The 26,803-nt window shown below is 63.6% G+C and carries 25 protein-coding genes; 19 read left to right on the top strand and 6 right to left on the bottom strand.

What is annotated here, in order from left to right; genetic code table 11:
* The first annotated feature begins 267 nt into the window (after positions 1 to 267).
* The gene (locus tag KOM00_RS06370) at positions 268 to 3,651 is read left to right on the top strand and encodes a DEAD/DEAH box helicase (RefSeq protein ID WP_236026783.1); all 3,384 of its coding nucleotides are present in this window, start codon (positions 268 to 270) and stop codon (positions 3,649 to 3,651) included.
* On the opposite strand, the gene KOM00_RS06365 is transcribed toward KOM00_RS06370, so the two are convergent.
* The 3 genes from KOM00_RS06365 to sfsA form a co-directional block, all read right to left on the bottom strand.
* The gene (locus KOM00_RS06365) at positions 3,648 to 4,091 is read right to left on the bottom strand and encodes an ATP-binding protein (RefSeq protein WP_216498037.1); all 444 of its coding nucleotides are present in this window, start codon (positions 4,089 to 4,091) and stop codon (positions 3,648 to 3,650) included. The two genes, KOM00_RS06370 and KOM00_RS06365, sit on opposite strands and share 4 nt — an antisense overlap.
* A 96-nt stretch (positions 4,092 to 4,187) precedes the next feature.
* Positions 4,188 to 4,643, bottom strand: coding sequence for a hypothetical protein (locus tag KOM00_RS06360; protein ID WP_216498036.1), 456 nt, complete (start codon positions 4,641 to 4,643; stop codon positions 4,188 to 4,190).
* A 55-nt stretch (positions 4,644 to 4,698) separates the two neighbouring features.
* On the bottom strand, positions 4,699 to 5,394 hold the full coding sequence (sfsA, locus tag KOM00_RS06355; protein ID WP_216498034.1) for a DNA/RNA nuclease SfsA: 696 nt from the start codon (positions 5,392 to 5,394) through the stop codon (positions 4,699 to 4,701).
* Between the two features lie 206 nt (positions 5,395 to 5,600).
* On the opposite strand from sfsA, the gene KOM00_RS06350 reads away from it, so the two are divergent.
* The 15 genes from KOM00_RS06350 to KOM00_RS06280 all read left to right on the top strand — a co-directional run bounded on the left by KOM00_RS06350 (position 5,601) and on the right by KOM00_RS06280 (position 18,469).
* Positions 5,601 to 5,975, top strand: a complete 375-nt coding sequence (locus KOM00_RS06350) for a hypothetical protein (protein WP_216498032.1) — start codon at positions 5,601 to 5,603, stop codon at positions 5,973 to 5,975.
* 126 nt (positions 5,976 to 6,101) lie between these two features.
* The gene (gene rfbA / locus KOM00_RS06345) at positions 6,102 to 7,004 is read left to right on the top strand and encodes a glucose-1-phosphate thymidylyltransferase RfbA (protein ID WP_216498030.1); all 903 of its coding nucleotides are present in this window, start codon (positions 6,102 to 6,104) and stop codon (positions 7,002 to 7,004) included.
* On the top strand, positions 7,005 to 7,493 hold the full coding sequence (locus KOM00_RS06340; RefSeq protein ID WP_216498028.1) for a dTDP-4-dehydrorhamnose 3,5-epimerase family protein: 489 nt from the start codon (positions 7,005 to 7,007) through the stop codon (positions 7,491 to 7,493).
* Positions 7,494 to 7,580: 87 nt separating this feature from the next.
* Positions 7,581 to 8,405: a rod shape-determining protein MreC gene (mreC, locus tag KOM00_RS06335; protein WP_216498027.1), complete on the top strand. Its 825-nt coding sequence runs from the start codon at positions 7,581 to 7,583 to the stop codon at positions 8,403 to 8,405.
* A gap of 24 nt (positions 8,406 to 8,429) precedes the next feature.
* Positions 8,430 to 8,912 (top strand): rod shape-determining protein MreD, encoded by a 483-nt coding sequence (gene mreD, locus KOM00_RS06330; protein ID WP_216498025.1) that lies wholly within the window; start codon positions 8,430 to 8,432, stop codon positions 8,910 to 8,912.
* Positions 8,909 to 10,816 (top strand): penicillin-binding protein 2, encoded by a 1,908-nt coding sequence (mrdA, locus tag KOM00_RS06325; protein WP_216498023.1) that lies wholly within the window; start codon positions 8,909 to 8,911, stop codon positions 10,814 to 10,816. Before mreD ends, mrdA begins: the two co-directional genes overlap by 4 nt.
* A gap of 56 nt (positions 10,817 to 10,872) precedes the next feature.
* Positions 10,873 to 11,973 (top strand): rod shape-determining protein RodA, encoded by a 1,101-nt coding sequence (gene rodA / locus KOM00_RS06320; RefSeq protein WP_216498021.1) that lies wholly within the window; start codon positions 10,873 to 10,875, stop codon positions 11,971 to 11,973.
* A gap of 37 nt (positions 11,974 to 12,010) precedes the next feature.
* Positions 12,011 to 13,174 (top strand): tRNA-queuosine alpha-mannosyltransferase domain-containing protein, encoded by a 1,164-nt coding sequence (locus tag KOM00_RS06315; protein ID WP_216498019.1) that lies wholly within the window; start codon positions 12,011 to 12,013, stop codon positions 13,172 to 13,174.
* Positions 13,175 to 13,992: 818 nt separating this feature from the next.
* Positions 13,993 to 15,375, top strand: coding sequence for a sensor histidine kinase (locus KOM00_RS06310; RefSeq protein WP_216498017.1), 1,383 nt, complete (start codon positions 13,993 to 13,995; stop codon positions 15,373 to 15,375).
* Positions 15,376 to 15,462: 87 nt separating this feature from the next.
* Positions 15,463 to 16,113, top strand: coding sequence for a lysophospholipid acyltransferase family protein (locus KOM00_RS06305; protein WP_216498016.1), 651 nt, complete (start codon positions 15,463 to 15,465; stop codon positions 16,111 to 16,113).
* Complete coding sequence (rnhA, locus tag KOM00_RS06300; RefSeq protein WP_216498014.1) at positions 16,103 to 16,549, top strand: ribonuclease HI; 447 nt, start codon at positions 16,103 to 16,105, stop codon at positions 16,547 to 16,549. The genes KOM00_RS06305 and rnhA overlap by 11 nt, the downstream gene beginning before the upstream one ends.
* A gap of 30 nt (positions 16,550 to 16,579) precedes the next feature.
* Complete coding sequence (locus KOM00_RS06295) at positions 16,580 to 16,891, top strand: HNH endonuclease (protein WP_216498012.1); 312 nt, start codon at positions 16,580 to 16,582, stop codon at positions 16,889 to 16,891.
* A gap of 25 nt (positions 16,892 to 16,916) precedes the next feature.
* The gene (locus KOM00_RS06290) at positions 16,917 to 17,537 is read left to right on the top strand and encodes an HAD family hydrolase (protein WP_216498011.1); all 621 of its coding nucleotides are present in this window, start codon (positions 16,917 to 16,919) and stop codon (positions 17,535 to 17,537) included.
* Positions 17,538 to 17,553: 16 nt separating this feature from the next.
* On the top strand, positions 17,554 to 18,006 hold the full coding sequence (locus KOM00_RS06285; protein WP_216498010.1) for a tetratricopeptide repeat protein: 453 nt from the start codon (positions 17,554 to 17,556) through the stop codon (positions 18,004 to 18,006).
* 82 nt (positions 18,007 to 18,088) lie between these two features.
* Entirely contained in the window at positions 18,089 to 18,469 is a 381-nt protein-coding gene (locus tag KOM00_RS06280) for a VOC family protein (RefSeq protein WP_216498009.1), read from the top strand.
* A gap of 81 nt (positions 18,470 to 18,550) precedes the next feature.
* On the opposite strand, the gene pfkA is transcribed toward KOM00_RS06280, so the two are convergent.
* The 3 genes from pfkA to KOM00_RS06265 all read right to left on the bottom strand — a co-directional run bounded on the left by pfkA (position 18,551) and on the right by KOM00_RS06265 (position 23,425).
* Positions 18,551 to 19,510 carry a 6-phosphofructokinase gene (gene pfkA / locus KOM00_RS06275; RefSeq protein ID WP_216498008.1) on the bottom strand — a complete coding sequence of 320 codons (960 nt, stop codon included), beginning with the start codon at positions 19,508 to 19,510 and terminating at the stop codon, positions 18,551 to 18,553.
* 99 nt (positions 19,511 to 19,609) lie between these two features.
* Entirely contained in the window at positions 19,610 to 20,878 is a 1,269-nt protein-coding gene (locus KOM00_RS06270; RefSeq protein WP_236026801.1) for a replication-associated recombination protein A, read from the bottom strand.
* Positions 20,879 to 20,929: 51 nt separating this feature from the next.
* Positions 20,930 to 23,425 (bottom strand): glycogen/starch/alpha-glucan phosphorylase, encoded by a 2,496-nt coding sequence (locus KOM00_RS06265; protein WP_216498006.1) that lies wholly within the window; start codon positions 23,423 to 23,425, stop codon positions 20,930 to 20,932.
* A 138-nt stretch (positions 23,426 to 23,563) separates the two neighbouring features.
* Here KOM00_RS06265 and KOM00_RS06260 point away from each other — a divergent pair, with 138 nt between their 5' ends.
* From KOM00_RS06260 to KOM00_RS06250, 3 genes are read left to right on the top strand one after another with little or no spacing between them, the layout of a single operon-like run.
* On the top strand, positions 23,564 to 24,430 hold the full coding sequence (locus tag KOM00_RS06260) for an NAD(+)/NADH kinase (protein ID WP_216498005.1): 867 nt from the start codon (positions 23,564 to 23,566) through the stop codon (positions 24,428 to 24,430).
* Positions 24,431 to 26,092: a DNA repair protein RecN gene (gene recN / locus KOM00_RS06255; RefSeq protein ID WP_216498004.1), complete on the top strand. Its 1,662-nt coding sequence runs from the start codon at positions 24,431 to 24,433 to the stop codon at positions 26,090 to 26,092.
* Positions 26,089 to 26,538 (top strand): N-acetyltransferase, encoded by a 450-nt coding sequence (locus tag KOM00_RS06250; protein ID WP_216498003.1) that lies wholly within the window; start codon positions 26,089 to 26,091, stop codon positions 26,536 to 26,538. Before recN ends, KOM00_RS06250 begins: the two co-directional genes overlap by 4 nt.
* Positions 26,539 to 26,803: the final 265 nt, after the last annotated feature.

Here is a 26,803-nt window from a genome sequence, read left to right as displayed (position 1 = left end):
TTTTTTGTCCGAGAGTTTCCTTCAAAACCGCAGCCGTTGCCGGCAATCCCGTCCACCGTCCAATCCTCATCCCCCCCCGTTCATGCCCGGTTTATCGCCAGGTACCTCTTCCTTACGAAGGAACTGAAAAGATAGCGCCCCCCTTCAAGCCGTTCGACCGCCGGGCCGGGTCTTGTCGATTCCTGCGCAGGGTGCTGTTGTATTCGACATCTCTTTCTGCTAACTTAAACGATCCGTTATTCGCTGACCCTGCTGGGAGAAGACGACTTGATCGACATCATGGGCATCCCCCTGCTGCGGCACCTTTTCCAGATGCCTGCCGCGGGCATATACGCACTTGCGGACAAGGTGCACCTCTTCAACGGCTTCGAGCTGTGCAAGAGGAAGCCGGTCCGCGGGGTGAGCTGGCACAAGGACGGCAGCGTCCTCGAGGTCGAGCTCCGCGACGCCGAGGTGTCCTGCCGCGTCACTCTTTCCCTGCTCCAGGGTGATTTCTCCAGCGCCTGCGACTGCGGCACCTGGAGCCCCCACGGCCGCTGCCCCCACCTGGTTGCCGCCCTGGCCACCCTCAAGAAGGCCCTGGCCCCCGCTTCCTTCCCCATGCTGCAACTGCCTAACGACTACCTGCAGGGGATCCGCACCGCCCTGGCAGCCGCGCCGGCTCAGGGTGTCGCAGGGGAGGAGGCGGCGCCGATAACCGAGAGTGGCTACGCACTGGTGCTGGACCGGGACCAGGGTGCGCTGCGCATGCGCCTCATGCTGGACCAGGTTCCGGTGGCCCTGTTCGATGCGGCTCTGCCGGCGTCCATTCGCGAATTCCTGCGGCTTCTTAACTCCTCGGCTCTGCGCGGCCGTGCGGTGGAGGAGTTTCTGTCCCGGTTCCGGGGGAGATTCCCGATTTTCTACCTGGCCCCGCAAGGCCCCCTGCCGCTCTGTTTCGACCCGTCGCTGCAGCGCACCGTCATGCTGCACCTCGACCTGGTCGACGGGGATATCCACGCGAGACTCTCCCTTGAGGATGGTGTTTCCTTCGACGGCGAGGAGTCGTTCATCCACCAGGGGTACTATTTCGACCTGGGGCGCGGCCTCATCCAGAAGGTCGACGATACGGCCACCCGGCTCTTCGCGGAGTTGGGGCGGCGGCTGGCGCAGACGCAGCAGGCCGGGGCGGCGCAGGAGGAGGATACCCTCTGCTTTCCCGCAGCCAGCTTCAACGAGGCCCAATTCGACCTCGGCGGCGGCAGTGAGGAAGAGCTCACCCGGCGGGTGGTCCTCTCCCGGGGGGGCGTTCCGGCAGCGCCGTTGCCGCTGCAGCCGCGCTATCGGCTGAACATCCTCGAACTTGCCGAAATGTCCTCGCTGGTAGCGGAAGGTGTCGCCGACGGCCTCAGCTTCTCCCTCTCTCCCACGGCCTTCCGCTTCTTCAACGTCGCCGGGCGTGCCGTGTTCCCCCAGCCGCTCAAGGCGAAGAAGCGGGTCGCCGCCATCATCAAGGCCTGTTTCGCCGCCCTTCGCGCCGCGAACCTTGGCGAGCGCGACCGGCTGGTGCGCCAGGTGCTTGAAGGGGCCGAATTCTTCAAGCGCGGTGTAAGGTCGGATGCGCGCGCCATCATAGGCGATTTCTGCCAGCAGGCGCAGCAGCCGTCCACCATGCTGCAGCTCTCCGAACAAGGGGAATGGCTGGCCGTGACCGTAGCAGTGGGACGTCAGGGGCGGTTACTCGAGCTTCTGGCCGAGCATTTCGGTTTCGACATCTTCTGGCAGGCAGAAGGAGCGGGGCGTTTCTCCGTGGAGCGCAAGGTCCTGATGCGCCAGCTCTCAGAACTGAAGGGGGCCCTCGCCGCAGAAGGCTATGCCCTCGCCCTTGCCGGAGAGGACCTGCAAACCGCCTCCTGGACCTTCACCCTCGACGCCACCCGTTCCAGTATCGACTGGTTCGAGCTACGCCCGGAGATCCGGGCCGACGGTGAGCTGGTCAACGAGGCGGAACTGCTGGACGCGCTGCAGGGGGGGGGCGTCTTCCGCAGGGGGAACTCGCTGTTCGTGCTGGACCCGACGACCTGCAGCACCCTGGCGCTTTTCGCACCCCACGCCAAGCGGGAGGTGGTGCGGGTGCCGCGCCTGCAGATCCTCGACTGGATCACGCTGAGAAGAAACGGGGTCCGGGTGCTCCTTTCCCCCGAGGACGAGCGCATTTTCGAAAGCCTGACCCGCTTCGAGAGCATCCCCCGGCGCTCGCCCCCAACGGAGCTGCAGGCCACCCTGCGCAACTACCAGCTCGACGGGTACAGCTGGCTCGCCTTTTTGTACGAGCACCGTTTCGGCGCCTGCCTGGCCGACGACATGGGGCTCGGCAAGACCATCCAGGCCATCGCGCTTCTCGCCGGTCTGAAAGAGGGGGGCATCGACTCACAGCTCCCCCCCGATGTGCCGCACCTGGTGGTGGTCCCCCCGACACTGATCTTCAACTGGGAGAGCGAACTGGCACGCTTCTACCCGGCGCTCAAGGTAGGCGTCTACCGCGGCCAGGGGCGCCGCGCCGAGTTCTCCGGGTTCGACCTGGTGCTCACCAGCTACGGCGTCATCCAGCGCGACATCGACGTGTTGAGCGAGATCCCCTTCCACGTCATCGTCTTCGACGAGGCGCAGGCGGTGAAAAACATCCACGCGGAGACCACCGGCGCGGTGCGCAGGTTGAAGGGGAGGTTCAAGGTTACCCTGACCGGCACCCCGGTGGAGAACCACCTGGGCGAATACTTCTCGGTGATGGACCTTGCGCTGCCGGGCCTTTTGGGGGCCTACGAGCAGTTCCGCAGGCAGATGGGGCGCGAGGGGGCGGAGTTCCTGGAGACGCTGATCCGGCGCACCCACCCCTTCATCCTGCGGCGCTCCAAGGACATGATCGCCGCCGAGCTACCCCCGAAGGTGGAAACCGACATCTACCTGGAGATGAGCCCGAGGCAGAAGGCCCTCTACGCGCGTACCGTGACCGAGGTGCGGGAGACGGTGGCGCGGGCCTTTAGCTCCAACTCCGCCGGGCAGGCGCGCATCATAGCGCTTACCGCCATCCTCAAGCTGCGCCAGATCTGCCTCTGCTCCCGGCTCGTCCTCCCCGACGCCGCCGACCGTTCTCCGAAGGTGGATTTCCTGGTCGACCAGCTGCTGGAACTTTTCGCGGAAGGGCACAGCGTGCTGGTGTTCTCGCAGTTCACCTCCTTCCTGGACATCGTGCAGCAGGGGCTTACCCAGCGCGGCATCGTCTCCTCACGCCTGGACGGCACCACCCCGGTGGCCCGCCGAAAGGAGCTGGTGCAGAATTTCCAGAACTCGACGGAACCGGGCGTGTTCCTGCTGAGCCTGAAGGCGGGGGGGAGGGGGCTCAACCTCACCCGCGCCTCCTACGTCTTCCATCTGGATCCCTGGTGGAACCCGGCGGTGGAGAGCCAGGCATCGGACCGCGCCCACCGTATCGGTCAGAAACGGCAGGTCACCATCACCAGGCTCTTGATGCGGCACTCGATCGAGGAGAAGATGATGGAGCTGAAAAAGCGCAAGCTCAAGCTGTACCGTGCGCTCCTGGAGGACGCGGAAAACGAGGGACCCGTGGCGATCGGGCGGGAGGACTTCGAGTTTTTGCTGGGGCAGGGCTAGGCCTGGGGCTGGGTGAAGTACCTGCAGAAGGAGAGGGTGTTCCGGCCGTTCTTGGAGCTGTAGCTGACCTCGTCCATCAGGGTCTCGATGATGAAGAGCCCCATGCCGTTCTCCGGGATGGAGCCGATCACCTCGGGGTCGAACTCGAGGCTTCGGGGGGCGAACTCCTCGATGGCCTTCCCTTCGTCGGAGACCTCGAAGGAGATGCGGTCGTGGTGCAGGGTGATGGCGGTGTCGACCCGGTACCCTTCCTGGCGCCGGTAGGCGTGGGTGATGGCGTTGTTGAGAGCCTCCACCACGCAGACTTCCATTTCGCCGTAGGCTTCGAGTTTCAAAGGGGAGCAGGCGCAGACGCCACGCACCGCGTGCCCCACCAGGGCCACGTCGCAAAGCCTGCTTTCGATGCTGAGATAGAGGGTCTTGCTCGGTTTATTGATCACGCTGTCCCGCTTTCGCCGTTTTCCGGGTCTTTTCGGTTGCTTCGATGTCGCGCTTAGCTCTGCCGGCGGTCCTTCCCCCACCCATTCGGTACCTCACTAATCGCGCTTGGGCGCTTCCGGCTCCGTCCAGGCCACCCAGGACTGCGCCACGGAGAGCTGTCTCAGAAACTCGGCGGCAAAGAGGAATTCCCCCTCCGGCGCCGGGACGTTGATGCTCTCTTCGCCGCGCTGGATGGAGAAGGCGTACCCCTGCTTGCCGTTACGCTGGTAGCTCTCCACGTTCAGCTTGGTCACGCTCTCCCCCTCCGCCGATTCGAAGCGGTGGGTGAAGGTCGCCTTGCCTCCCGACGCCTGCAGTTGCGTGATCTTCCTGGAAACCTCGAAGGCCTCGCACGGTTCGGCCACGAAACGGATGTGGGGCTGGCCGGAGGCGAGCCGGAAGAACCTGAAGGCGACGCGCCCCTCCTCGGGTTTGCCGTTTTGCCTCTTCTCGCTGGGTGCTATTTCGACGCCGGTCTGCTTGGCGAAGATGGTGAGTTTAGGAGTTCTCATTGGCCCCCGGGACAACGCCTATAACTTTAGCGTCCTTCCCAAGGATGTCAATGACCTACAAGAGTACCGGCACCGAGTGGCTCAGGCGCACCTCGCTCTCGGTCACCCTCGCCTGGTAGGCAAGCAGTTCCACTCCCGCCTTAGCCGCCTCCCGCAGCAGGGCCCCGTACGCCGGATCGATGGCGTCGGCCGGCGAGAGGGCGTCGCCGTCGCCACGCTGTACCACGAAGAGGTTCACGGCGCGATGCCCCTGGCGCACCATCTCCATGAGTTCCCGCAGGTGCTTCTGCCCCCGCGTGCTCACCGCGTCCGGAAAGAGGGCGCAGCGCTCCTGCACCAGGGTGACGTTCTTGGTTTCCACGTAGCAAAGGCCGCGCTCCCCGGAGAGCAGGAGGTCGATCCGGCTCCCGGTGCCGTAGGGGACCTCCAGCTTGATCTTTTCGTAGCCGGAAAGCTCGGCGACGGTCCCGTCCAGGATCGCCTCCCTTGCCAGTAGGTTGGGGAGCATGGTGTTGATCCCCACCCAGACGCCGTCGGCCTGCACCAGCTCCCAGCTGTGGGGGTACTTCCTGCCTGGGTTGCCGCTCACGGAGAGCAGGACGCGGTTGCCGGGGAGGGCGCACCCCATCATGCTCCCGGTGTTGGGGGTGTGCGCGGTGACCACGGTGCCGTCGTCGAGCTCGACGTCGGCCAGAAAGCGTTGGTAGCGGCGGATCAGGGTCCCCTGGTAGAGCGGCTGCGGCAGTTTCATGCGGTGAGGTTCCTTTCGGGTGCGATGGAGCGACGCGGCGGATTGGTCAGGCGCAAACTTTAACCGCAAGGTGCGGCCGCTGTCCAGTTAGAATTGGTTGCGGCGGGAAGGCGGCGGCGGAGAAAACTATTGATCTGGTTAGCCATTCTGCTACACTCAGGTGCTGGGCCGCCCGGGGGCAACCGGGAAGGGAGGGGAGGAGACACATGGCAAAAGGGGCGCAGCAAAACCGCGAACATCAGGCAGCAGTACAGCTCTTCGGCAAGACCGTCAGCAAGAGGGCGGGCTTTCGCTGCGAATGGTGCGAAGGGGACCAGGAACTCCGCCTCTGGGAGTACCAGCCGGACCGTGAGCCCGGTGAGGAGAACCTCGCGCTTTTGTGCAGCTCCTGCCGCGAGCTTGTCGGTACGAAGAACCCCGATCCCCGCCGGCTGCGCTCGCTGAGAAACGCGCTCTGGAGCCAGATACCCGCCGTTGCCGAAGGGGCGGCGGTGGTGCTCGCCCGCTGCAAAGAGCCCTGGGTCCGGGAGGCGATCGAGGAGAGTTTCATCGACGAGGGGATGAAGGAGCGCTTGCTGTAGCTCCGGCAGCCGCGTCGGGGCAGGCCGGGCGCCCCGTGCCGGGGATAATCTGTTTGACGCAAGGGGCGCCGGTGTGGTAGAAAAATCCCTTTGTTAATGTGATTTTCTGCTTTGGAAAGGGTGGCAATGTCGCAAGGGATAAAGAAGGGGATACTGCTGGCCGGCGGCGCCGGGAGCAGGCTCTACCCGCTGACCATGGTGGCCAGCAAGCAGCTGCAGCCGGTGTACGACAAGCCGATGATCTATTACCCGCTGGCGACCCTGATGATGGCGGGGATCTCGGACATACTGATCATCTCGACCCCGCAGGACACGCCCCGTTTCGAGGCCCTCCTGGGAGACGGCTCGCGCTGGGGCATCCGCCTGAGCTACGCGGTGCAGCCCGAGCCCAAGGGGATCGCCCAGGCCTTTATCATCGGCGAGCGGTTCATCAACGGGGACCCGGTCTGCCTGATCCTTGGCGACAACATCTTTTACGGCAAGATGGAGCTGGACCGCCTGGTCGCCCAGTTTGCCGGTGGCGCCAAGATCTTCGGCTACTACGTGCAGGATCCCGAGCGCTACGGCGTGGTCGAGTTCGACAAGGAGGGGCGGGTGCTCGACCTCGTTGAGAAACCCTCGGCGCCCAAGTCGAATTACGCTATTCCCGGCCTCTACCTCTACGACTCGCGCGTGGTCGAGATCGCCAAGGCGCTCAAGCCGTCGCCGCGAGGGGAGCTGGAGATCACCGACATCAACAAGGAGTACCTGGGGCACGGCGAACTGACCGTCGAGCGCCTGGGACGCGGCATCGCCTGGCTCGACACCGGCACGCACCAGAGCCTTCTGGAGGCCTCCCACTTCATAGGGACGCTGGAGGCGAGGCAGGGGCTGAAAATCGCCTGTCTCGAGGAGATCGCCCTACGCATGGGATTCCTCGACTGCAAGGCCATGGCCAAGGTCATTGATGAAACGCCTAAATCGTCGTACCGCGACTATCTGCAGCGGGTTTACAACGAGACCGAACTTTGCGGCGGAGGTACGGACTAGATGAGCACGGTGCAGCAATTCAACAAGGGACGCATTCACGACGTAACCTGCAAGCCCCTTAAGAAGTTCCTTGACGAGAGGGGATGGCTGACGGAGTTGTTCCGCTCCGACGAACTTGAGCCGGAGATCATGCCGGTCATGTCCTACATCTCCATGACCCAGCCGGGCGTGGCCCGCGGGCCGCACGAGCATGTCGAGCAGACCGATTACTTCTGTTTCCTGGGACCCTCCAATTTCAAGGTCTATCTCTGGGACACCCGTCCCGGTTCGCCCAGCTTTGGGGTGAAGCAGGTGTTGTACGCGGGGGTAGACGCACCCGCCATGGTGGTGGTCCCCCCCGGCGTGGTGCATGCCTACCGCAACATCGGCACCGAGAACGGTATCGTCTTCAACGCGCCCAACCGCCTCTTCGCCGGGCAGGGGAAGAGCGAACCGGTCGACGAGATACGCCACGAGGAGTTGGTCGATTCTCCCTACCAGCTTGACTGATGCGGCTCCTTGCCGCCTCGGACTATATTTTGATATCGTCATTTTTCGATAGGGGGCACCGTGCCCCCTAAACCATTTTTGAGGCCGATGAAAAACCTTCTGATCCGCTACCGGCGCTTCCTGATGACCGCAGTGATACTGCTGGCGGCCTTTCTGACCTACGCCTTGAACCTCAGGAACAGGGAGCACGCCAACCCCCTGGAGCGCACCGTGATGAGCATCACCGCCCCGGTGGCGGGGTCCGCGGCCAGCGCAAGCGGATTCTTCAGCGACATCTGGAACAACTACATCGACCTGATCGACGTGCGGCGCGAGAACATCGAGCTGAGAAACAGCGTGAAGCGCCTGAACGCGCGGATCATCGCCGACAACGAGGCGGTTGCCGCCAACATGCGGTTCAAACAGCTCCTCGACTTGAAGGAGAGTGTCGCCGTCCCCTCCCTGGCCGTCTCGGTGATCGGTGAGGACAGCTCCGCCTGGTTTAAGACCCTGGTGGTGGACCGCGGCAGCGCCGACGGGCTCCAGGAGGGGATGCCGGTGGTGGCAACCGGAGGGGTGGTCGGGCGCCTGGTGAAGGTCGCACCGCACTCGTCCCGGGTGCTCTTGCTGACCGACCATGCCAGCGCCATCGCCGCCATCGTGCAGCGCTCCCGCGCCCGCGGCGTGGTGCGCGGCGCCGGGGGAGGACGCTGCTCCCTCGAATTCACCGTGAAGGACGAGGACGTCAAGGTCGGCGACACCGTGATCAGCTCCGGCATCGGGGGCGTCTTTCCGAAGGGGCTCCCCATCGGGGAGGTCACCATGGTGAAAAAGGGGGAGTACGGCGTGTTCCAGACCATCGAGGTCCGCCCGATGGTCAACATCGGGAAGCTGGAAGAGGCGCTGGTACTGGTCAAGCAGCGCGATGAGTAGAGTTCTCCAACACGGGTCAACCCAGTGATTGCCTATCTAAAAATAGCGGCCATACTCCTTGCCGCCCTGCTGCTCCAGATGACGCTCCTCCCAAGGTACCTGCTGGACCCCTTCCAGCCCAACCTGATCATCATCCTCGTGGTGTACCTGGGACTCAAGCTGCCGCACCGCTTCGCCGGCGTCACCGTCTTCGCCCTGGGGCTGCTTCAGGACAGTTTCAGCGGGATATACCTGGGGCTGCACGCCTTTTCCTATCTCTGCATCTACACCCTTTTGTCAGAGCTCGCCGACCGGCTCTACACCGACAACCGCGCCCTGTTCGTACTGGTCGTCTTTATCGCCACCATCATGAGTGCCCTCTTGAACCTTTTGCTCCTTCTGGTCTTCTCGGTCGGCAACGGCCTGTACGCCTCGCTTCTCCCCGCGCTCCTGCCGCAGGCGCTGGTCAACGCACTGGTCGCCTCCCTCTTTTCCGGGGTGAGGCTCCCGGTCGAGGAGGCGCGATGAAGAAGCTCAACAACATCCTCCCCGACGACGACGGGGGCGGCCGCCGCATCATCGGCCTCTCCCTGGGCGCCTGCGCCATGTTCTTCCTGCTCCTGTCCAGGCTTTGGTACCTGCAGGTGATCAGCGCCGAGGACCTGATCGACCAGTCCGAGAACAACCGGCTCCGCTTCGTCCCGGTGGCGGCCCCCCGCGGGGCCATCCTGGACCGCAACGGCAAGGTGCTGGTCTCCAACACCCCCTCCTTCTCGGTGGCGGTCATCCCTCAGGACGTCAAGAACAAGGAACAGCTGATCGACAACCTGGCCCACTACCTGAACCTCGACCGCACCGAGATCGAGACCAAGTGGAACAAGGGGCAGGGGAGGGCGAAGTACTACCCGCTGGTGGTGGCCTCGGGCATCACGCGCGACCAGATGGAATTCCTGGAGGAGAACCGCCTCGCCCTCTCCGGGGTCAACATCGAGATGAAGCCGATCAGGGCCTACACCAACGGCTCGCTCGCCTCGCACCTTCTGGGGTACCTTGGAGAGGTTTCCGAGGATGAGTTGAACAGCGAGCGCTACCGCGAGTACAACGCCGGCGACTACATCGGCAAGAGCGGCATCGAGAGGGCCTGGGAATCCTACCTGCACGGGACCGACGGCGGGCGCCAGATCGAGGTCGATGCCCGGGGCCGCTTCCTGCGCACCGTGGCGGAGACCGGCTCCAGCGTCGGCAACACGGTCATGCTGACCATCGACCTCGACCTGCAGAAGGCCGCGGAACAGGCCCTGGGCGACCAGGCCGGCGCCGCCGTCGCCATGGACGTCAACACCGGCGAGATCCTCGCCTTCGTCTCCAGCCCCGACTTCGACCCGGCCCATTTTACCGGTCGCATGCCCCCCGAGGTCTGGAAGAAGTACCTGGAGGACGAGCGCCACCCGCTGGAGAACAAGGCGCTCAAGGGTATGTACCCACCCGGCTCCACTTTCAAGATCATCACCGCCATAGCCGGTCTGGAGGAGGGGCTCATCGACGAGCACACCACCATCCAGTGCACCGGCTCTTACAAGTTCGGCAACGCCACCTTTCGCTGCTGGGACCACAAGGGGCATGGCAGCGTGGACCTGAAGAAGTCGCTCCGGGAATCCTGCGACGTCTACTACTACAAGCTGGCCGAGCGGCTCGGGGTCGATCGGATCGCCAAGTACGCCAAGCGCTTCGGCCTCGGCGCGCCGCTTGGCATCGGCCTGGAGAACGAGAAGGCCGGGGTGATCCCGACCCAGGAGTGGAAGCTCAAGCGCTTCGGCAAGAAGTGGTACTCCGGCGAAACCCTCCCGGTCGGCATCGGCCAGGGGTACGTGCTCACCACCCCGGTACAGCTTGCCTCCATGATCTCCACCGTGGCCAACGAGGGGACCATTTTACGGCCGCATCTGGTCAAGCGCGTGGTCGATTCCGACGGCAAGGTGCTGCAGGACTTCGCGCCGCAGGTGCTGGGGAAGACTGGCCTTAAGCCCGCGACCTACCGCTTCGTCAAGGAAGGGCTTTTGGCCGTCATCAACGAGGCCCACGGCACCGGCGGCGCTTCGCGGCTGTGGGAGGTCAAGGTGGCCGGGAAGACCGGCTCGTCGCAGGTGGTCAAGCTGCGCGACAGCAAGGGGAATATCCCCTACCGCTTCCGCGACCACGCACTGTTCGTCGCCTTCGCCCCTTTTGAAAAGCCGGAGATCGCGGTTGCCGTCATCGTCGAACACGGCGAGCACGGCGGCTCGGCAGCGGGGCCGGTGTCCGGCAAAATCCTGCGTGCCTACTTCGAAGGGAAGGGTGTCATCAAGAAACCGGTCCCCAAGTCGGTCCCCAAGGAAGAAGAAGGGGGCGAAGGGGTGGCCGAGCCCGACACCACCGGCGCAGCGCAGCAGTAACCTCCACCCGCCGCGGCCGCAGTGAACGCCGCGGGCACCCGATAAACGAGGAAGAGATGTTCGACAGACGGCTATTCACCAACTTCGACTGGACCCTGCTAGGGGTGGTGCTGCTCATCACCGCCTTCGGGGTGATCAACATATACAGCGCCTCGTCCTCGTACCGGGACATCGGCACACCCTACTACCTGAAGCAGCTCTACTGGATCGTGGCGGGACTGGGGCTGTGCCTCACCGTCTGCAGCCTCGACTACCACATGCTCGAGGACTTCGCCTACTGGCTTTACGGCGGCGTGCTGGTTCTGCTGGTGCTGGTCCTGGTGGCCGGCAAGACCACCATGGGTGCCACCCGCTGGATCAGCCTCGGGTTCTTCAACATGCAGCCCTCCGAGCCGATGAAGATCGTCATCATCATGACCTTCGCCCGGTTCTTCAGCCGCTACCCGGTCTTCAAGGGGCTCACCCTCAGGGAACTGGTGCAGCCGCTTTTGCTTTTGGGGATCCCGGCCGTGCTGATCATGAAGCAGCCTGACCTGGGTACCGCGATCCTGGTGTCCCTCATCGCCGGCACCATGCTCCTATTCGTCGGGGTGCGCTTTTCTGCCCTCGGGACCATCTTCGCCGCAGCGGTTCCCACCGTGGTGATCGCCTGGCAGTTCCTGCTCCACGACTACCAGAAAAAGCGCATCTACAACTTCCTGAACCCCGATCTCGACCCACTGGGGAGCGGCTACCACATCATCCAGAGCAAGATCGCGGTCGGCTCCGGCGCCACCTTCGGCAAGGGGTTCATGCAGGGGACCCAGTCCCAGCTCCGCTTTCTGCCGGAGCAGCACACCGATTTCGCCTTCTCCGTTTTCGCGGAGGAGTGGGGCTTTCTCGGCTGCCTGCTCATGCTCACCCTCTACCTGTTCCTGATCCTTTGGGGGCTGGGGATCGCCAAGAGATGCAACGACCGTTTCGGTTCGCTGCTGGCCGTAGGGGTCACCGCCATGCTCTTCTGGCACATCGTCATCAACATGGGGATGGTGATCGGCCTGATGCCGGTGGTGGGGGTGCCGCTTCCTTTCTTCTCCTACGGGGGGACCTCGATGGTCACCTCCATGGTTGGGGTCGGCATCCTGCTCAACATCAGCATGCGGCGCTTCATGTTCTGACCATCGCCGGGCCGCCCCGGCCCAATAGGAGCGCCAGATGCACATCGCCCTCGTCGAGCCCTACTGCACCGGGTCGCACGCCGCCTGGGCCACCGAGTACGCCGCCCATTCCAGCCACGACGTCGAGCTCTTCACCCTGGCTGGCCGCAACTGGAAATGGCGCATGCATGGCGGCGCGGTCGCCCTTGCCGGCCGCTTCCTGGCGGCAGGGAAGAGGCCCGATCTCATCCTGGCCACGGACATGCTCGACCTGACCACCTTCCTGGCGCTGACCAGGCCGCTCAGCGACCGCTGCCGCAGCGCAATCTACTTCCACGAAAACCAGCTCACCTATCCCTGGTCTCCCGGCGACCCTGACCCCGGGGAGCAGCGCGACCTGCACTACGCCTTCATCAACTACGTGAGCGCCCTGTGCGCCGACGCGGTGTTGTTCAACTCGCGTTACCACATGGACTCCTTTTTGGGGGAGCTCCCCGCCTTTTTGAAGCGGTTTCCCGATGCCGTCGAGCTCTCGACCGTGGAGCGGATCGCGGCCAAGAGCCGCGTGCTGCCTCTGGGGCTGGACCTGCGCAAATTCGAGCCCTTTCGGCCGCAGGAGCGTGCCGAGACCGGGGTGCCGCTGCTGCTTTGGAACCACCGCTGGGAATATGACAAGGCGCCGGAGCCCTTCTTCGAGGCGCTGTACCGGCTTGCCGACGAGGGGGTGGAGTTCCGGGTGGCGGTTCTGGGCGAGTCCTTCGGGAGAGTCCCGCCTGTATTCAAACAGGCGCGGGAGAGGCTTGGCGCGCGCGTGGTGGGGTGGGGCTACCAGAAGAGCTTCGCCGAGTATGCCGAGTGGCTTTGGCGCGCCGACATCCTCCCGGTGACCTCGCGGCAGGAGTTTTTCGGCGCCAGCGTGGTGCAGGCGCTCTATTGCGGATGCCGGGCGCTGTTGCCGGACCGGCTGGCCTACCCCGAGCACGTGCCTGGCGGCTTGACCAGCGCGGTGCTGTACCGGGACGGGGAGTCGTTGCTGGATCGGCTCAGGGGCTTGCTGCAGGGGGCGCAACACGGGGCGCAACACGGGGCGCAACACGGGGCGCGTTTGGACGGACACGTGGCGCGCTACGACTGGGAGCGACTGGCTCCGGTCTACGATGACTTTTTCAGCGGCTTGATCGGTAGCGAAGAGGGAGAGGTGCCCGAGATTGCTCTCGTTTAGCGGGGGGGACTCGAGTGGTTGAGAGGGGGGGCGCCTGCGGCGCCCCCGTTCCCGTTTAGGCGGCCTGCTTGCTTACGGTGATGATCTGGGACGCTTTCTCGAGCCAGACGGTACCGCAGGAGTTGCATTCGAGAAGGTCTTTCGCATAACCATCGGAATGCATGTCGATCTCGATTCCTACTTTGTTGTCACAGTGCGGGCATTTCATGTTTTGTTTTCTCCTAGGAGGAAGTATGATTCTGACAATATATAGAACCGCTCCTGTTGGTCAAGAGGTATTTTTTCAAAAAAGTTACCTAAAACAGTAGTTTAGCTTTCACGTCACGATCTGATACTAAGCCTCCATTTTAAAACATTTCATTTTTCAGCGCCGTCCTTGCCTCGACATTTCGTTGTAACTCGTCTATTTTCTAAGGTATTTCCCGTTATCAAACAAAGGTATGCTTTCACGGTGGCATTGCGTTGACCTTTGCGTAAAATGAGTGGCCACCACAAAAAAATATTTCTGCGCAAATTGGTCGAACAACGGTTTGCAGGAATGTATACGGTATCCGGATCGAACCGGCATCCCCTTAAATTTTCGCTGGAAATTTCCACCAGCGAATGCTATATTTGCGCTCGCTAATTTACCGGTCGGAGCGGAGGTGCGGCACAGGTCTGCGTTACGTCTACGAGGGGAACGTGCCGGGTGAGGGGGGCGAAAACAGCTATTGCTCTTTATGCGGCTCCCTGCTAATTAAGAGACTCGGCTATCTGGTGGGAAAGAATCTTCTCTGCAATGGAACCTGTCCCGGCTGCGGGGCAGTCATCGAGGGTGTATGGACGTAGTGCGGCGAATGGCCCGGTGGGCCAAGCTCTCGGAACCGGGGTTCGTCTCCTTCCTTTTTCAGATCCTGCTGGGAGCACTGCTTGTCCTGGTGTTCTGGGTCGTCGATGGCCTGATCGATTACCTGCTCTTCGGCGGAAAGCCGTTGGCCGAGTATCTGCTGGCGTCGGACAGCCACGAGGACTTCGCCCTGGTGCTTTTCCTGGTCGGCGGCCTGCTCCTCTACAGCCGCCGCGCCCATCGCAACGAGGCCGCCCTCGAGCAGGCCCTGCAGGCGGCGCTGGAGGAGGCACAACGGGAGCGGGCCAAGATGGAGAGCATCTTTGAAGCCCTCGGGGAAGCGGTTTCCATCCAGGACCCCGATCTCAGGGTCCTCTACCAGAACCCTGCCCACCGGCAGATGACCGGCGACAACATCGGCCGCTACTGCTACGAGGCTTACCGCAAGGAGAGCCAGCCCTGCGCCGGATGCCACCTGCTGGCCTCCTTCCAGGACGGCAAGGTGCACCGCGCCGAACTTGGGCCGGAAGCATCTGCCACAGGAGGGTACGTCGAGCTGATCGGCTCCTCACTGAAGGGAAGCGACGGAAAGCCGCTCTTTGGCATCGAGGTGGTTCGCGACATCACCTCCCGCAAGCTCGCCGAGCAGGAGACCGCCGCCCTCAATGCCGCGCTGACCCACCAGGCTACCGAACTTCACCAGGCCAACCAGGAGCTGGAGGCCTTCTGCCATGCCATCTCCCACGACATGCGTGCCCCGCTCACCAGGGTCTACAGCTCCGCCCAGGAGCTTCGAGGGTACCGCGAACAGCTGGATGAAAACGGCCGTTTCTTCGTCGATCTGGTTCATGACGGCTGCCTCCAGATGGAGGCGCTGCTCGACTCGCTCATGGTGCTCTGCCGCGTCACCGAGGTGGGCCTGTCCTGCGCCTCCTTCGACCTGGTCCCCGCCGCCCGTGAAATAGCCGCGCAACTGCAGCAGGATAATCCCGATCGGCCGGTTTCCTTCCGCGCCCCTGAACAGCTCCTGGTGCATGGCGATCCCCAGCTTCTCTGCGTGCTTCTGGAAAACCTCCTCTCCAACGCCTGGAAGTACAGCAACAAGGTGGATACCCCCGTAGTGGAACTGGGCACCCTGACCACCGAGCAAGGGGAGACCGCCATCTTCATCCGCGACAACGGGGCCGGCTTCGACAGCAGCCTGGCCGGTCAGCTATTCCAGCCTTTCAAGAGGCTGCACACCTATCGGGATTTCCCCGGCACCGGCCTTGGCCTTGCCACCGTGCGCCGCATCGTGCGCCGTCACAACGGGCGCGTATGGGGAGAAGGGGAGCCGGGCCGCGGTGCGACCTTCTACTTCACGCTGCCCCGCTGACGCGGAAACGGTTGCCCCCGGATCGCCATTCATGCTATACATCAGCTTTCTTCCTAATAAATTCCACGTGATGAAGAGGTTTTCTTCTTGAAGGTTTCACTGCTACGTCGCTTCTGGGTTACTTTCTCCGTCTGGGTAATCGGCAGCTACGCCTCCTTGTTGAACCGGTTTCGCGTAGAGGGAGCCCAGCATATCCCTGCCAAGGGGGGGGTCCTGATCGCCTCCAACCACATCTCCGCCTACGACACCGTGTTCCTCCCCTGGGCCGTCATCCGCAACCACCCGTTGCAGATGCTCTGGGCTCCCGCCAAGGAGGAACTCTTCGCAGGTTTCATGGGATTCGTCTACCAATCCTGGGGGGCCTTCCCGGTGCGGCGCGGTCGCGACGTGCGCGCGGGCAAGCAGATCAACGCGCTCCTCGTCGACCAGAAGGTGATGCTCTTCCCCGAGGGGACCAGGCACAAGGACGGCGTGCTCGGCAAGGGGAACCGCGGCGTGGGCAAGATCATCTACGACACCAGGCCTCACGTGATTCCCACAGCGCTAAGCGGCATCAACCGCTGGAAGTTCCCTGGCGTCGGCCTTCGGGGCGGAGTCGTTTTCGGCGCGCCGCTTGACTTCAGCGACCTGTACCAGCTCGAGGACTGCAAGGAGACCCACCAGATGATCGTGGACCGGGTCATGGACGCCATCGCGGCCCTGCTGCAGCAAAAAGGGGGACGGCCTCATGCGGGTTGAGATCTTCTGCGACGGCGCCTGCAGCGGCAACCCCGGGGTCGGCGGTTGGGGGAGCATCCTGCGCTACGGAGAGAAGGTGAAGGAGCTTTCCGGCGCCGAGGGTGAGACCACCAACAACCGGATGGAGATGAGCGCTGCGATCCAGGCGCTCGAGGCGCTGACCCGCCCCTGCGAGGTGGTGGTCACCACCGACTCGCAGTACCTGGCCAAGGGGATGACCGAGTGGCTCGCCGGCTGGGTGAAAAGGGGGTGGGTGAACTCGAAGAAGGAGCCGGTGCTAAACCGTGACCTCTGGGAGAAACTCCTCGCCCTCGCCAAGACGCACCGGATCACCTGGGTCTGGGTGCGCGGCCACAACGGCCACGTGGAAAACGAGCGCTGTGACGAACTGGCGCGCGCGGCCATCGACAGCTACCGGGCCGGCGCCGGCAGGTAAGGGGGCTGCGGCTCCCGATACGAGGGTGTAGTGGATTACTTTATCATCGAGGTCTCCGAGGAGGAGGTCAGACGCGAGCGCGAGAAGGCGCGCGAGCTGAGGCGCAGCCAGTGGTGGAAGAACCGGCTGGCCAAAGGGGTCTGCCACTGGTGCCAGGGGAAATTCCCCCCAGCGGAGCTTTCCATGGACCACATCGTACCGGTCATCCGCGGCGGCAAGTCGGCCAAGGGGAACGTGGTCCCCTGCTGCAAGGAATGCAACAACAAGAAGAAGCACATGCTTCCCATCGAGTGGCAGGAATACCTGCAAGGGATGGGACGGGACGGTGACGCCGAGGCCTAGCAGCGGCTGCCGTGGAGATAGAGTTTTGAGCCAGAACATCAAGGCGGTCATTTACGATTGCGACGGCGTGTTGTTTGACTCCTTCGAGGCAAACTACGCTTTTTATCACCTGATACTCGAGCGTTTCGACAAGCCGGCCCTCGACCGGGCGGACCTGGATACCATGCGCATCCTGCACACCCACTGCAACAAGGACGTGCTCGAGTACCTGTTCGCCGGCGACAGCCGGATGGACGAGGTGCGCGCCTTTTCCGCCGGCATCGATTACAGGAAACTCTTTCCGCTCATGGTCATGGAACAGGGGCTGCGCGAGACCCTGGACGCGTTGAAGGGGAGGGTGGAACTGGCGATATGCACCAACCGGGCGAGCTCCATGGACATCCTGCTCGCGTCGTTCGGGCTCGATGGTTATTTCAGCTGCGTGATGACGGCCGGGCGGGTCCAGAACCCCAAGCCGCACCCCGAGCCCCTCTTCAAGGTGCTGGAACATTACGGCCTCGCGCCGCACGAGGCCCTTTTCGTGGGTGACTCGGATGTCGACCGCCGCGCCGCCGAGGGGGCCGGGGTCCCCTTCGTCGCCTATCGCGGGGATCTCGACTGCGCCACCAAGATAGTTAGACACCAGGATCTGCTGTTACTGCTTTAACCCGGAGGGTTGATCTATGGAGCCTGTGCCGCAGGAAGATGCAGAGAAGCTGTTAAGCCGCGCCCTTGCCGCCTTTTCCTCCGGCGAATACCAGGCTGCCCTGGCTCAGCTGGAGCGGGCACTGAAGCTTCAGGACAACCCTTTGCTGCACTCCTACCTCGGCCTGTGCATCGCCAAGGAGCGCGGGCAGGTGAAAAAGGGGCGCGAGCTCTGCCTGGCCTCTCTCGACCTCGAACCGGAGAACCCGGCGCACTACCTGAACCTGGCCCGGGTTCACCAGGCTGCCGGCGACAAGCTGCTGGCCATCGACGTGCTCAGGAAGGGAATGTCGGTCGGCGGAAGCGATGAGATCAAGGCCCTTTTGGCCACCCTTGGCACCAGGAAGCCTCCTCCGCTTAGTTTCCTCTCCCGCGACCACATCCTGAACAAGTGGCTCGGCATCGCCCTTTCCCGCGTCGGCCTGCGCTAACCCTCCCCAAACTGAGGCGAACAAGCCGGAACCGTAGTATACTTCTCCTCATTTGCTCATCTCGAGCGTGAGGAGGTGCCAGATGACCGACCGATTCCGGCAACAAGGGGCTTTCAGCTGGTTCGAATTGACAACGGATGATCTTCCCGCGGCACAGAACTTTTACGGCAGGTTGTTCGGCTGGAGCACCGAGCGCTGGGACGGGGAAGGTGACTACACCCTGATCAAGGTTGCCGGCAAGGAGGTAGGTGGGATGGCCCCGGCCGGACCGGGACACCGCAAGCCGCCTGGCTGGGGGGTGTACGTGACGGTAACCGATGTGGACCAGACCGCCGCCATGGCCGAAGAACTGGGCGGTAAGGTGCTGGTGCCCCCCACCGACATCCCCCGGGTGGGACGTTTTTGCGTGCTTCAGGACCCTCAGGGTGCCGTCCTGACTGCGATCACCTACTGCCGCCCGTAAGGGGAGCGCTCGAAAACTGCGAAAAGGCCGCGCCCGGTCTCCCCGGTGCGCGGCCTTTTTCTTTGTTTACACGCCGTCCCGCTAGATTCCCAGAATCATCGAGAGGTCGTGCAACTCGTCCTGCGGCATCTTCTCGCTGGCCACCACCGTCTCCAGGGGGGTGGCGCAGATCTCGCCGCAGCAAAGTCCCACCATCGTCCCCTTTTCGCCGGCGATAAGTTGTTCGACCGCCGCGTGGCCGAAGCGGCTCCCGAGCAGCCGGTCGAAGACCGAGGGCGCGCCGCCGCGCTGGTAGTGTCCGAGCACTGTCACGCGGGTCTCGAAGCCGATGGCGTCCTTGATGTTGTCGGCGATGTTCTGGGCGCGGCCGGCCCCTTCGGCGAGGATGATGATGGCGTTGCTGCGCCCCTCCTCGTAGCGTTTCCTGAGCTGGTTGCAGAGGTCGGCTATGTCGCACTCCACCTCGGGGATGATGGCGTACTCGGCGCCGGTCGCTATGGCGCTCATGCTGGCGAGGTACCCCGAGTTTCTCCCCATCACCTCGATCACGAAGGCGCGGTCGTGCGAGCTGGCCGTGTCCTTGATGCAGTCGACGGCGTAGATGATGTTGTTCAAGGCGGTGTCGACGCCGAGGGCCATGTCGGTATAGGCTATGTCGTTGTCGATGCTGGCGGGGATCCCGATCACCGGCACCCCCATGCGGTGCAGGGCGAGCGCTCCATTGAGCGAGCCGTCCCCGCCGATGACGACCAGCCCCTCGATCCCCAGGTCCTGCAGGTGACGGACCGCCTTCTCCCTGCCGAGCACGGTGCGGAACTCCTCGCTTCGGGCCGACTGCAGGAACGTACCGCCGCGGTGCAGTATCCCCGCCACGTCCCTGGTGGTCATCTCCAGCAGGTCCCCTTTCAGAAGGCCCGCGTACCCTTTCCTGAAGCCGACCACCTGCACCCCGTGTCCCAGCGCCGTCCGGGTCGCGCTCCTGATCGCCGCGTTCATGCCGGAGCAATCTCCGCCGCTGGTAAGAATCCCGATCTTTTTCATGCTCTGACTCCGCTGGAAGTTGTCTTGCCGATGCCGCACCCCACCCCGGGGCGGGGCCAGCTTGAATATATCATGTGGTGCCCCGTTTTCAACAAGGCCTTAGCGCCCGGGATCGTTCGTCTTTTCCCGCTGACCGCGGATCCACTCCATGCGCTCCCTGATGCTCTTCTCGTAGCCGCTTTCCTTGGGGGTGTAGAAACGTCTGCCCGAGAGCTGCTCCGGGAGGTACCCCTGCGCCACGACGCCGTCCTGGTAGTCGTGCGGGTAGAGGTACCCCTTGCCGTACCCGAGCCCCTTCATGAGCTTGGTCGGGGCGTTCCTGATCTGCATCGGTACCGGGAGCCCCCCCGACTTCCTCACCTCGGCCAGCGCCTCGTTGATCCCCTGGTAGCTCGCGTTGGACTTGGGGGCGGTGGCGAGGTAGGTGACGGCCTGCCCCAGGATGATCCTTCCCTCGGGCATCCCCACCAGGCGGAAGGCCTCCAGCGCCGAGACCGCTATCTGCAGCCCGCGCGGGTCGGCGTTGCCCACGTCCTCTGATGCGAAGATGACCATGCGGCGCAGGATGAAGATCGGGTCCTCGCCCGCTTCCAGCATGCGCGCGAGCCAGTAGAGCGCCGCGTCCGGGTCGGAGCCCCGCATCGACTTGATGAACGCCGAGATGACGTTGTAGTGCTCCTCACCCCCCTTGTCGTAGAGCAGGGGCTTCTTCTGGGACGCCTCGCGGGCGGTCTCCAGCGAGATGTCGCCGTCCCGCGCCAGGCGCGCCGCCGTCTCCAGGGTGTTCAGCGCGATGCGCGCGTCTCCGCCGGCCTGCTCGGCCATGAAGGAGAGTGCATCCTCGGAGGCTGTGAACTCGAACTTTCCCAGACCCCGCTCCCGGTCGATGAGCGCGTTCGCCAGTATCTGCCGGATCTCCTCGTCGGCGAGCGGGTTCAATACCAGCACCTTGCAGCGCGACAGAAGCGGCGCGATCACCTCGAAGGAGGGGTTCTCCGTGGTGGCGCCGATCATGGTGAAGGTGCCGCGCTCGACGTAGGGGAGGAAGGCGTCCTGCTGGCTCTTGTTGAAGCGGTGGATCTCGTCCACGAAGAGGATGGTCCGTTTCCCCTGGTACTTCAGGGTGTCCTCGGCTTCCTTGACCACCTCGCGGATCTCCTTGATGCCGCTCATGATGGCCGAGAAGAAGATAAAGTGGCTCTTGGTGGCGCCCGCGATGATGCGGGCCAGGGTGGTCTTGCCGGAGCCCGGGGGGCCCCAGAAGATGAGGGAGGTGACCCGATCGGTTTCGATCAGGCTTCTGAGGAGCTTCCCTTCGCCCAGAAGGTGCCCCTGTCCCAGGTACTCGGAGATGGTGCGGGGCCGCATGCGTTCGGCAAGCGGCGCGAATCGTTCGTCAGTTCCGTTGAAAAGATCCAATCAATGCCTCTGCAGTTCCACGGCTCCCGGGAGGATGTCCACCGGCTTGATGCCCCAGATCTCGCGGGCGTACTGGTCGATGGTCCTGTCGCTTGAGAACTTGCCCATGCCGGCGCAATTGAGTATCGCGCGCCGCGCCCACTCCTCGGGTTTTTTGAACAGTTCGGCGACCTTCTCGTGGCAGGCGACGTAGGAGGCGTAGTCGGCCAGGAGCATGTAGTGGTCTCCGAGGTTCAAAAGCGAGTCGGTGAGCGGGGTGAACAGTTCGGGAGCCCAGGGGGAGAAGAAGCCGGAGGCGATCATGTCCAGTACCCGCTTCAGTTCCCGGTTGCCGTTGTAGTATTCCCGCGGATTGTAGCCGCGCGCACGCAGCTGCGACACCTCGGCCGCGGTCATGCCGAAGATGAAGATGTTGTCGCGACCGACCTCTTCCATGATCTCGATGTTGGCGCCGTCCAGGGTGCCGATGGTGAGGGCGCCGTTCAGGGCGAACTTCATGTTCCCGGTCCCGGAGGCCTCGGTGCCGGCGGTGGAGATCTGCTCGGAGAGGTCGGATGCGGGGAAGATCTTCTCGGCCAGCGAGACGCCGTAGTTGGCCAGGAAGACCACCTTGATCCTTCCCGCGACGTCCGGGTCGTGGTTGACCACGGCGGCCACGGCGTTGATGAGCCGGATGATCAGCTTGGCGGCGGCGTAGGCAGGTGCCGCCTTGCCCGCGAAGATGAAGGTGCGCGGCACCACCTCCGCGGCGGGGTTGTCCTTGATCCGGTTGAAGAGCGTGATGATGTGCAGGACGTTGAGCAGCTGGCGCTTGTACTCGTGCAGCCGTTTCACCTGCACGTCGAAGAGCGAGTCCGGGTCGGCGTCGAGGTCGTTGTGCTGCTTGATGTAGCGGCACAGCAACTCCTTGTTGACACGCTTGACCTGCTGCCAACGCCCGACGAACTCGGGGTCGGCCGCGATGGCGCGCAGCTTCTCCAGCTCGTAGAGGCTCCTGGTCCATCCGCCGCCGATATACTCGTCGATCAGGCCGGAGAGTGCGGGGTTGGACATCTTGAGCCAACGCCTCTGGGTGATGCCGTTGGTCTTGTTGTTGAAGCGCTCCGGGTACATCTCGTAGAAGTCGCGGAACAGCTCGTTCTTGAGGATCTTGGTATGCAGGGCGGCAACGCCGTTCACCGAGTGGCTCCCCACGATGGCCAGGTGCGCCATGCGGATCTTGCGCTCCCAGTGCTCCTCGACGATTGACATCCTGGCCGGGCGCTCGGGCTCGTCGGGGAACTTCTCCCGGATCTCCTTCAAGAAACGCTCGTTGACCTCGTAGACGATCTGCAGGTGCCTGGGCAGGATCTGCTCGAAGAACCATACCGGCCACTGTTCCAGCGCCTCGGGAAGGATGGTGTGGTTGGTGTAGGCGAAGGTCTTCCTGGTGATCTCCCAGGCGTCCTCCCAGTCGACCCCTTCCTCGTCGATGAGAACCCGCATCAGCTCGGGGATGGCGAGGGTGGGGTGGGTGTCGTTCAACTGGATGGCAACCTTTTCCGGCAATAGCCTCATGTCCTGGTGCTTCTTCTTGAAGCGGTAGATGACGTCGTGCACGGTGGCCGAGGCGAGGAAGTATTCCTGCTTGAAGCGGAGCTCCTTTCCCTCCACCACGTTGTCGGCGGGGTAGAGCACCTTGGAGATGGTCTCCGACTGCATCTTCTTTTCCACGGCGCGGATGTAGTTTCCCTCGTTGAAGAACTTGAGGTCGAACTCGCGGCTGGACTTGGCGCTCCAGAGCCTGAGCGTGTTGACGCTGTGGGTCTGGTAGCCCGGGATGGGGGTGTCGTAGGCCATGGCCATGACGTCGTCGGTGTCCACCCACTCGCGCACGAGTTTTCCGTTCTGGTCGAAGGTGGAGATGACCCGGCCGTAGAATTTCACGGTGTGCAGGTGCTCCTGCCGGTCCAGCTCCCAGGGGTTTCGGTAGCGCAGCCAGTTGTCCGGGATCTCGACCTGGGCGCCGTCCGCGATGTGCTGCCGGAAGATGCCGTACTCGTAGCGGATGCCGTAGCCGTAGGCCGGGATGGACATGGTGGCCATGGAGTCGAGGAAGCAGGCGGCGAGCCGCCCAAGGCCGCCGTTGCCAAGCCCCGCGTCCTGTTCTTCGTTGACGATCTGCTCGAAGTCGTTCCCCAAGGAGGTGATGGCGTCCTTGAAGTCCTCCCAAACCCCCAGGTTGATGAGGCTGTTGCTGAGGGTCCTTCCCATCAGGAATTCCATCGATATGTAGTAGACTCTCTTGTTATCGGAGTTGTAGTAGGCCTGCTGGGTGTCGAGCCAGCGCTCAACCAGGTGGTCGCGGACCGCATAGGCGAGGGCGTTGAACCTGTCATAGGCTGTGGCCGAGTATTTGTCCTTTCCCAGTGTGTACTCCAGGTGCTCCAGAAAGGACTTGATAATGAGCATTTGCTTGTCAAGCTCTTCGTTGATGCCGATCTGCTCTTCAGTCATGAGTCACCCTGCATCTGCACGTAGTTATTGTGGGAAAAGTCTCTGCTGGACTACTTGGGGTGCGCCAGTTTTCCGTTGGACATGATACACCAACTGTGCTAGTAAATCCTAGATTACAGTACAAGTAAAGGGCTCGTGATGAAAAAAATCGCCATTTTTGCGAAAGTGCACGATCCGCGTTGCCTGGGGGTTGCCGAAGAGCTGATCGGGTGGCTGGCTGGCCGCGGCGTGACCGCCCACGTGGAGAAGCATCTCTCCCTGAGGCTCAGGCGCACCACGCTCGCCGAGAGCGCCGAGAGCTCCGAGATCGCGCGCGATGCCGACCTCGTGGTGGTCCTTGGTGGCGACGGCACCCTCATCGCGGCCGCGCGCCTGATCGGCGAGCGCGACGTCCCCATTTTGGCGGTGAACCTCGGGAGCCTGGGCTTTCTCACCGAGATCACCCTGGACGAGCTCTACCCCTCGATGGAGCGCTGCCTGGCCGGCGACTTCGAGGTGACCGAGCGCATGATGCTCCTGGCGTGCGTCGAGCGCGCCGGCGAGGTGGTCGAACTGCACCGGGTGCTGAACGACGCGGTCATCAACAAGGGGGCCCTGGCCAGGATCATCGACATGGAGACCTCGGTGAACGGGCGCTACCTCACCACCTTCAAGGCCGACGGCCTCATCATATCGACCCCGACCGGATCGACCGGCTACTCGCTTTCCGCCAACGGCCCGATCATCCATCCCGAGCTCGAGTGCATCTCGATCACCCCCATCTGTCCGCACACGCTGACTAACCGCCCGCTGGTGGTGGACGCGGGCGCCCAGATCGCCATCAAGCTGAACTACGCCCCGGACGAGTCCGTGTTCCTGACCTTGGACGGCCAGGTCGGCATGAAGCTCCTCTCCGGCGACGTGGTGCAGATCCGGAAGGCACCCCACGTGACCCGCCTGATCCAGTCCCGCAGCAAGGACTACTTCGAGGTGCTCCGCACCAAGCTCAAGTGGGGTGAACGCTAAGTGCTCAGAGAGCTCCAGATAACCAACCTCGCCATCATCGACAAGCTGCACGTCGAGTTCAGCCCCGGGCTCAACATCCTGACCGGCGAGACCGGCGCGGGCAAGTCGATCATCATCGACGCGGTGAACCTGATCCTCGGGGGGCGCGGCAGCGCCGACCTGATCCGCTCCGGCGCCAAGGAGGCCTCGGTGGAGGCCCTTTTCGACCTCTCCGGGCGCGACTCGCTCCTCACCGCGCTCGCGGCGGCGGGGATCGACTGCGACGGCGAGCTCCTGGTGCGGCGCGTGGTTGCCCCCGGCGGCAAGAGCCGCGTCTTCATAGGCGGCGGGCTCGCCACCACCTCGCTTCTCTCCGAGATCTGCCGCAACCTGATCAACATCTACGGCCAGCACGACGCCCAGAGCCTCCTGAAGACCGAGCAGCACCTGCTCCTTCTGGACGGCTTTTCCGGTGCGCTTTCCCTGCGCGCCGAGTTCGCCGCGCGTTACGAGGAGTGCCAGGCCGCGAAGCACGAGCTGCAGGCGCTCGAGGCGGGGGAGCGCGAGGCGGCCCGCCGGCTCGACCTGCTCGCCTTCCAGAGCAACGAAATCGCCGAGGCGAAGCTCGTCCCCGGCGAGGAGGAGGAACTTGCCGAGGAGCGCGGCAGGCTCATGCACAGCGAGAAGCTGATGGCGGCCTCGCAGAGCGCTTTCGACGCACTCTACGGCGGCGACGCCCCGATCCTCGGGAACCTCTCCGGAATCATCGCCGGGGTCGCCGACGCCGGTCGCATCGATGCCGCCCTCGTCCCGGTGAGCGATGCGCTCGAGACGGCCTACGCCCAGCTCGAAGACGCCTCCCTTACCCTGCGCGACTACGCCGCCCGGGTCGAGTCGGACCCGGCCCGCCTCGAGGAGCTCGACGACCGGCTCGATGCCATCAGCCGCCTCAAGAAGAAGTACGGCGCGAGCATCGAGGAGATCCTCGAGTACCAGCGCCAGGTGGACCAGGAGCTGTCGGTGCTCTCAAACCTCGAAGGGACCCGCGGCGAGCTGCAGGCGCGGATCTCGCTCCTTCAGCAGGAAATGGCGGCTCTCGGTGCGAAGCTCACCAATGCGCGTGAGGAAGGGGCCTCGAAGCTCAAGGCGGGGATGGAGCGCGAGCTCGCCGAACTCGCCATGAAGCACGCCGTCTTCGAGACCGCCTTCGAGAAGGGCGCCGAGGCGAAAAGCTACGGCTTCGAGCGCGCCGAGTTCCTCTTCTCCCCGAACCCCGGCGAGCCCCCGAAACCGCTGGCGAAGATCGCCTCCGGTGGCGAGCTTTCCCGGCTCATGCTGGCGCTTAAGCAGCTCCACCCCGACTCCGAGGTCCCCACTCTCATCTTCGACGAGGTGGACACCGGCATCGGTGGGGCGACCTCGGCCCTGGTTGGGGAGAAACTGAAGCGCGTGGCCCGCGAACAGCAGGTGCTGGCCATCACCCACCTGCCGCAGGTGGCCGCCTTTGCCGACCGGCACTTGAAGGTCGAGAAGAGGGTGGCCGACGGACGTACCGCCACCGGCGTGGACCTCCTGGAAGGGGAGGAGCGGGTGGCCGAGGTGGCGCGCATGCTTTCCGGCGCGCGCGTCACGGAAAAGACCCTGGAACATGCCAGGGAGTTGATTCAGGAGGCAGTGAGATGATCAGAAAGGCCAGGATTGGCGACGTAAAAGAGATTCAGAAACTTTTGACCAACTTCGCGAGCCGCGGCGAGATGCTCTCCCGCTCGCTTTCAGAGCTGTACGAGGCGTTGCGCGACTTCTACGTGTTCGAGGAGGACGGGCAGCTGCTCGGCACCTCGGCGCTGCACATCGTCTGGGACGACCTGGCCGAGGTCCGTTCCGTGGCGGTGGCTGAGAGCGCCGGCCGGCGCGGCATCGGCAGCCAGGTGGTCGGGGCCTGCATCGAGGAGGCCCGCGCCCTGGGGCTTAAGAAGCTCTTCTGCCTCACCTACAAGCCCGACTTCTTCGCCAAGTTCGGCTTCAAGGTGGCCGACAAGTCCGAGTTGCCGCACAAGGTCTGGGGTGACTGCATCAAGTGCGTCAAGTTCCCCGACTGCGACGAGATCGCGATGATCCTCGAGCTGTAACCGCAGGGCCAGGAGGAGGGACAGCGCCTAAGACCTGTAGGGGCGAATAATCATTCGCCCCGCCTCATCGCACCTCAACGCCGCTCGCCATTTGCACCGGCCGGGCACCGGCGGCTGGGCTGGTGCCTGTCTCCCCCTACAACGACTCATCGCCCTGGTTCATCGCACCGCAGCCTCGACCGCCATCGGCATCGGCCTGGGTGCCGACGCTGAAACAAACGATTATCTGCCCTACAGCACCCACCGGACAGAAGCTGCTATGAGC

It is taken from the genome of Geomonas diazotrophica (genome assembly GCF_018919385.1).
GTDB classification, from domain to species: Bacteria; Desulfobacterota; Desulfuromonadia; order Geobacterales; family Geobacteraceae; genus Geomonas; species Geomonas diazotrophica.
Note: the sequence above shows the minus strand (reverse complement) of the source record. Positions and strands in the feature narration are given on the sequence as shown.

What these genes read in the sequence shown, in the direction of transcription:
- KOM00_RS06360 (WP_216498036.1), bottom strand. Translation starts at nt 4,643, where the DNA reads ATGAGAACTCCTAAACTCACCATCTTCGCCAAGCAGACCGGCGTCGAA.
- sfsA (WP_216498034.1), bottom strand. Translation starts at nt 5,394, where the DNA reads ATGAAACTGCCGCAGCCGCTCTACCAGGGGACCCTGATCCGCCGCTAC.
- KOM00_RS06350 (WP_216498032.1), top strand. Translation starts at nt 5,601, where the DNA reads ATGGCAAAAGGGGCGCAGCAAAACCGCGAACATCAGGCAGCAGTACAG.
- rfbA (WP_216498030.1), top strand. Translation starts at nt 6,102, where the DNA reads ATGTCGCAAGGGATAAAGAAGGGGATACTGCTGGCCGGCGGCGCCGGG.
- KOM00_RS06340 (WP_216498028.1), top strand. Translation starts at nt 7,005, where the DNA reads ATGAGCACGGTGCAGCAATTCAACAAGGGACGCATTCACGACGTAACC.
- mreC (WP_216498027.1), top strand. Translation starts at nt 7,581, where the DNA reads ATGAAAAACCTTCTGATCCGCTACCGGCGCTTCCTGATGACCGCAGTG.
- mrdA (WP_216498023.1), top strand. Translation starts at nt 8,909, where the DNA reads ATGAAGAAGCTCAACAACATCCTCCCCGACGACGACGGGGGCGGCCGC.
- rodA (WP_216498021.1), top strand. Translation starts at nt 10,873, where the DNA reads ATGTTCGACAGACGGCTATTCACCAACTTCGACTGGACCCTGCTAGGG.
- KOM00_RS06315 (WP_216498019.1), top strand. Translation starts at nt 12,011, where the DNA reads ATGCACATCGCCCTCGTCGAGCCCTACTGCACCGGGTCGCACGCCGCC.
- KOM00_RS06310 (WP_216498017.1), top strand. Translation starts at nt 13,993, where the DNA reads ATGGACGTAGTGCGGCGAATGGCCCGGTGGGCCAAGCTCTCGGAACCG.
- rnhA (WP_216498014.1), top strand. Translation starts at nt 16,103, where the DNA reads ATGCGGGTTGAGATCTTCTGCGACGGCGCCTGCAGCGGCAACCCCGGG.
- KOM00_RS06285 (WP_216498010.1), top strand. Translation starts at nt 17,554, where the DNA reads ATGGAGCCTGTGCCGCAGGAAGATGCAGAGAAGCTGTTAAGCCGCGCC.
- KOM00_RS06280 (WP_216498009.1), top strand. Translation starts at nt 18,089, where the DNA reads ATGACCGACCGATTCCGGCAACAAGGGGCTTTCAGCTGGTTCGAATTG.
- pfkA (WP_216498008.1), bottom strand. Translation starts at nt 19,510, where the DNA reads ATGAAAAAGATCGGGATTCTTACCAGCGGCGGAGATTGCTCCGGCATG.
- KOM00_RS06270 (WP_236026801.1), bottom strand. Translation starts at nt 20,878, where the DNA reads ATGCGGCCCCGCACCATCTCCGAGTACCTGGGACAGGGGCACCTTCTG.
- KOM00_RS06265 (WP_216498006.1), bottom strand. Translation starts at nt 23,425, where the DNA reads ATGACTGAAGAGCAGATCGGCATCAACGAAGAGCTTGACAAGCAAATG.
- KOM00_RS06260 (WP_216498005.1), top strand. Translation starts at nt 23,564, where the DNA reads ATGAAAAAAATCGCCATTTTTGCGAAAGTGCACGATCCGCGTTGCCTG.
- KOM00_RS06250 (WP_216498003.1), top strand. Translation starts at nt 26,089, where the DNA reads ATGATCAGAAAGGCCAGGATTGGCGACGTAAAAGAGATTCAGAAACTT.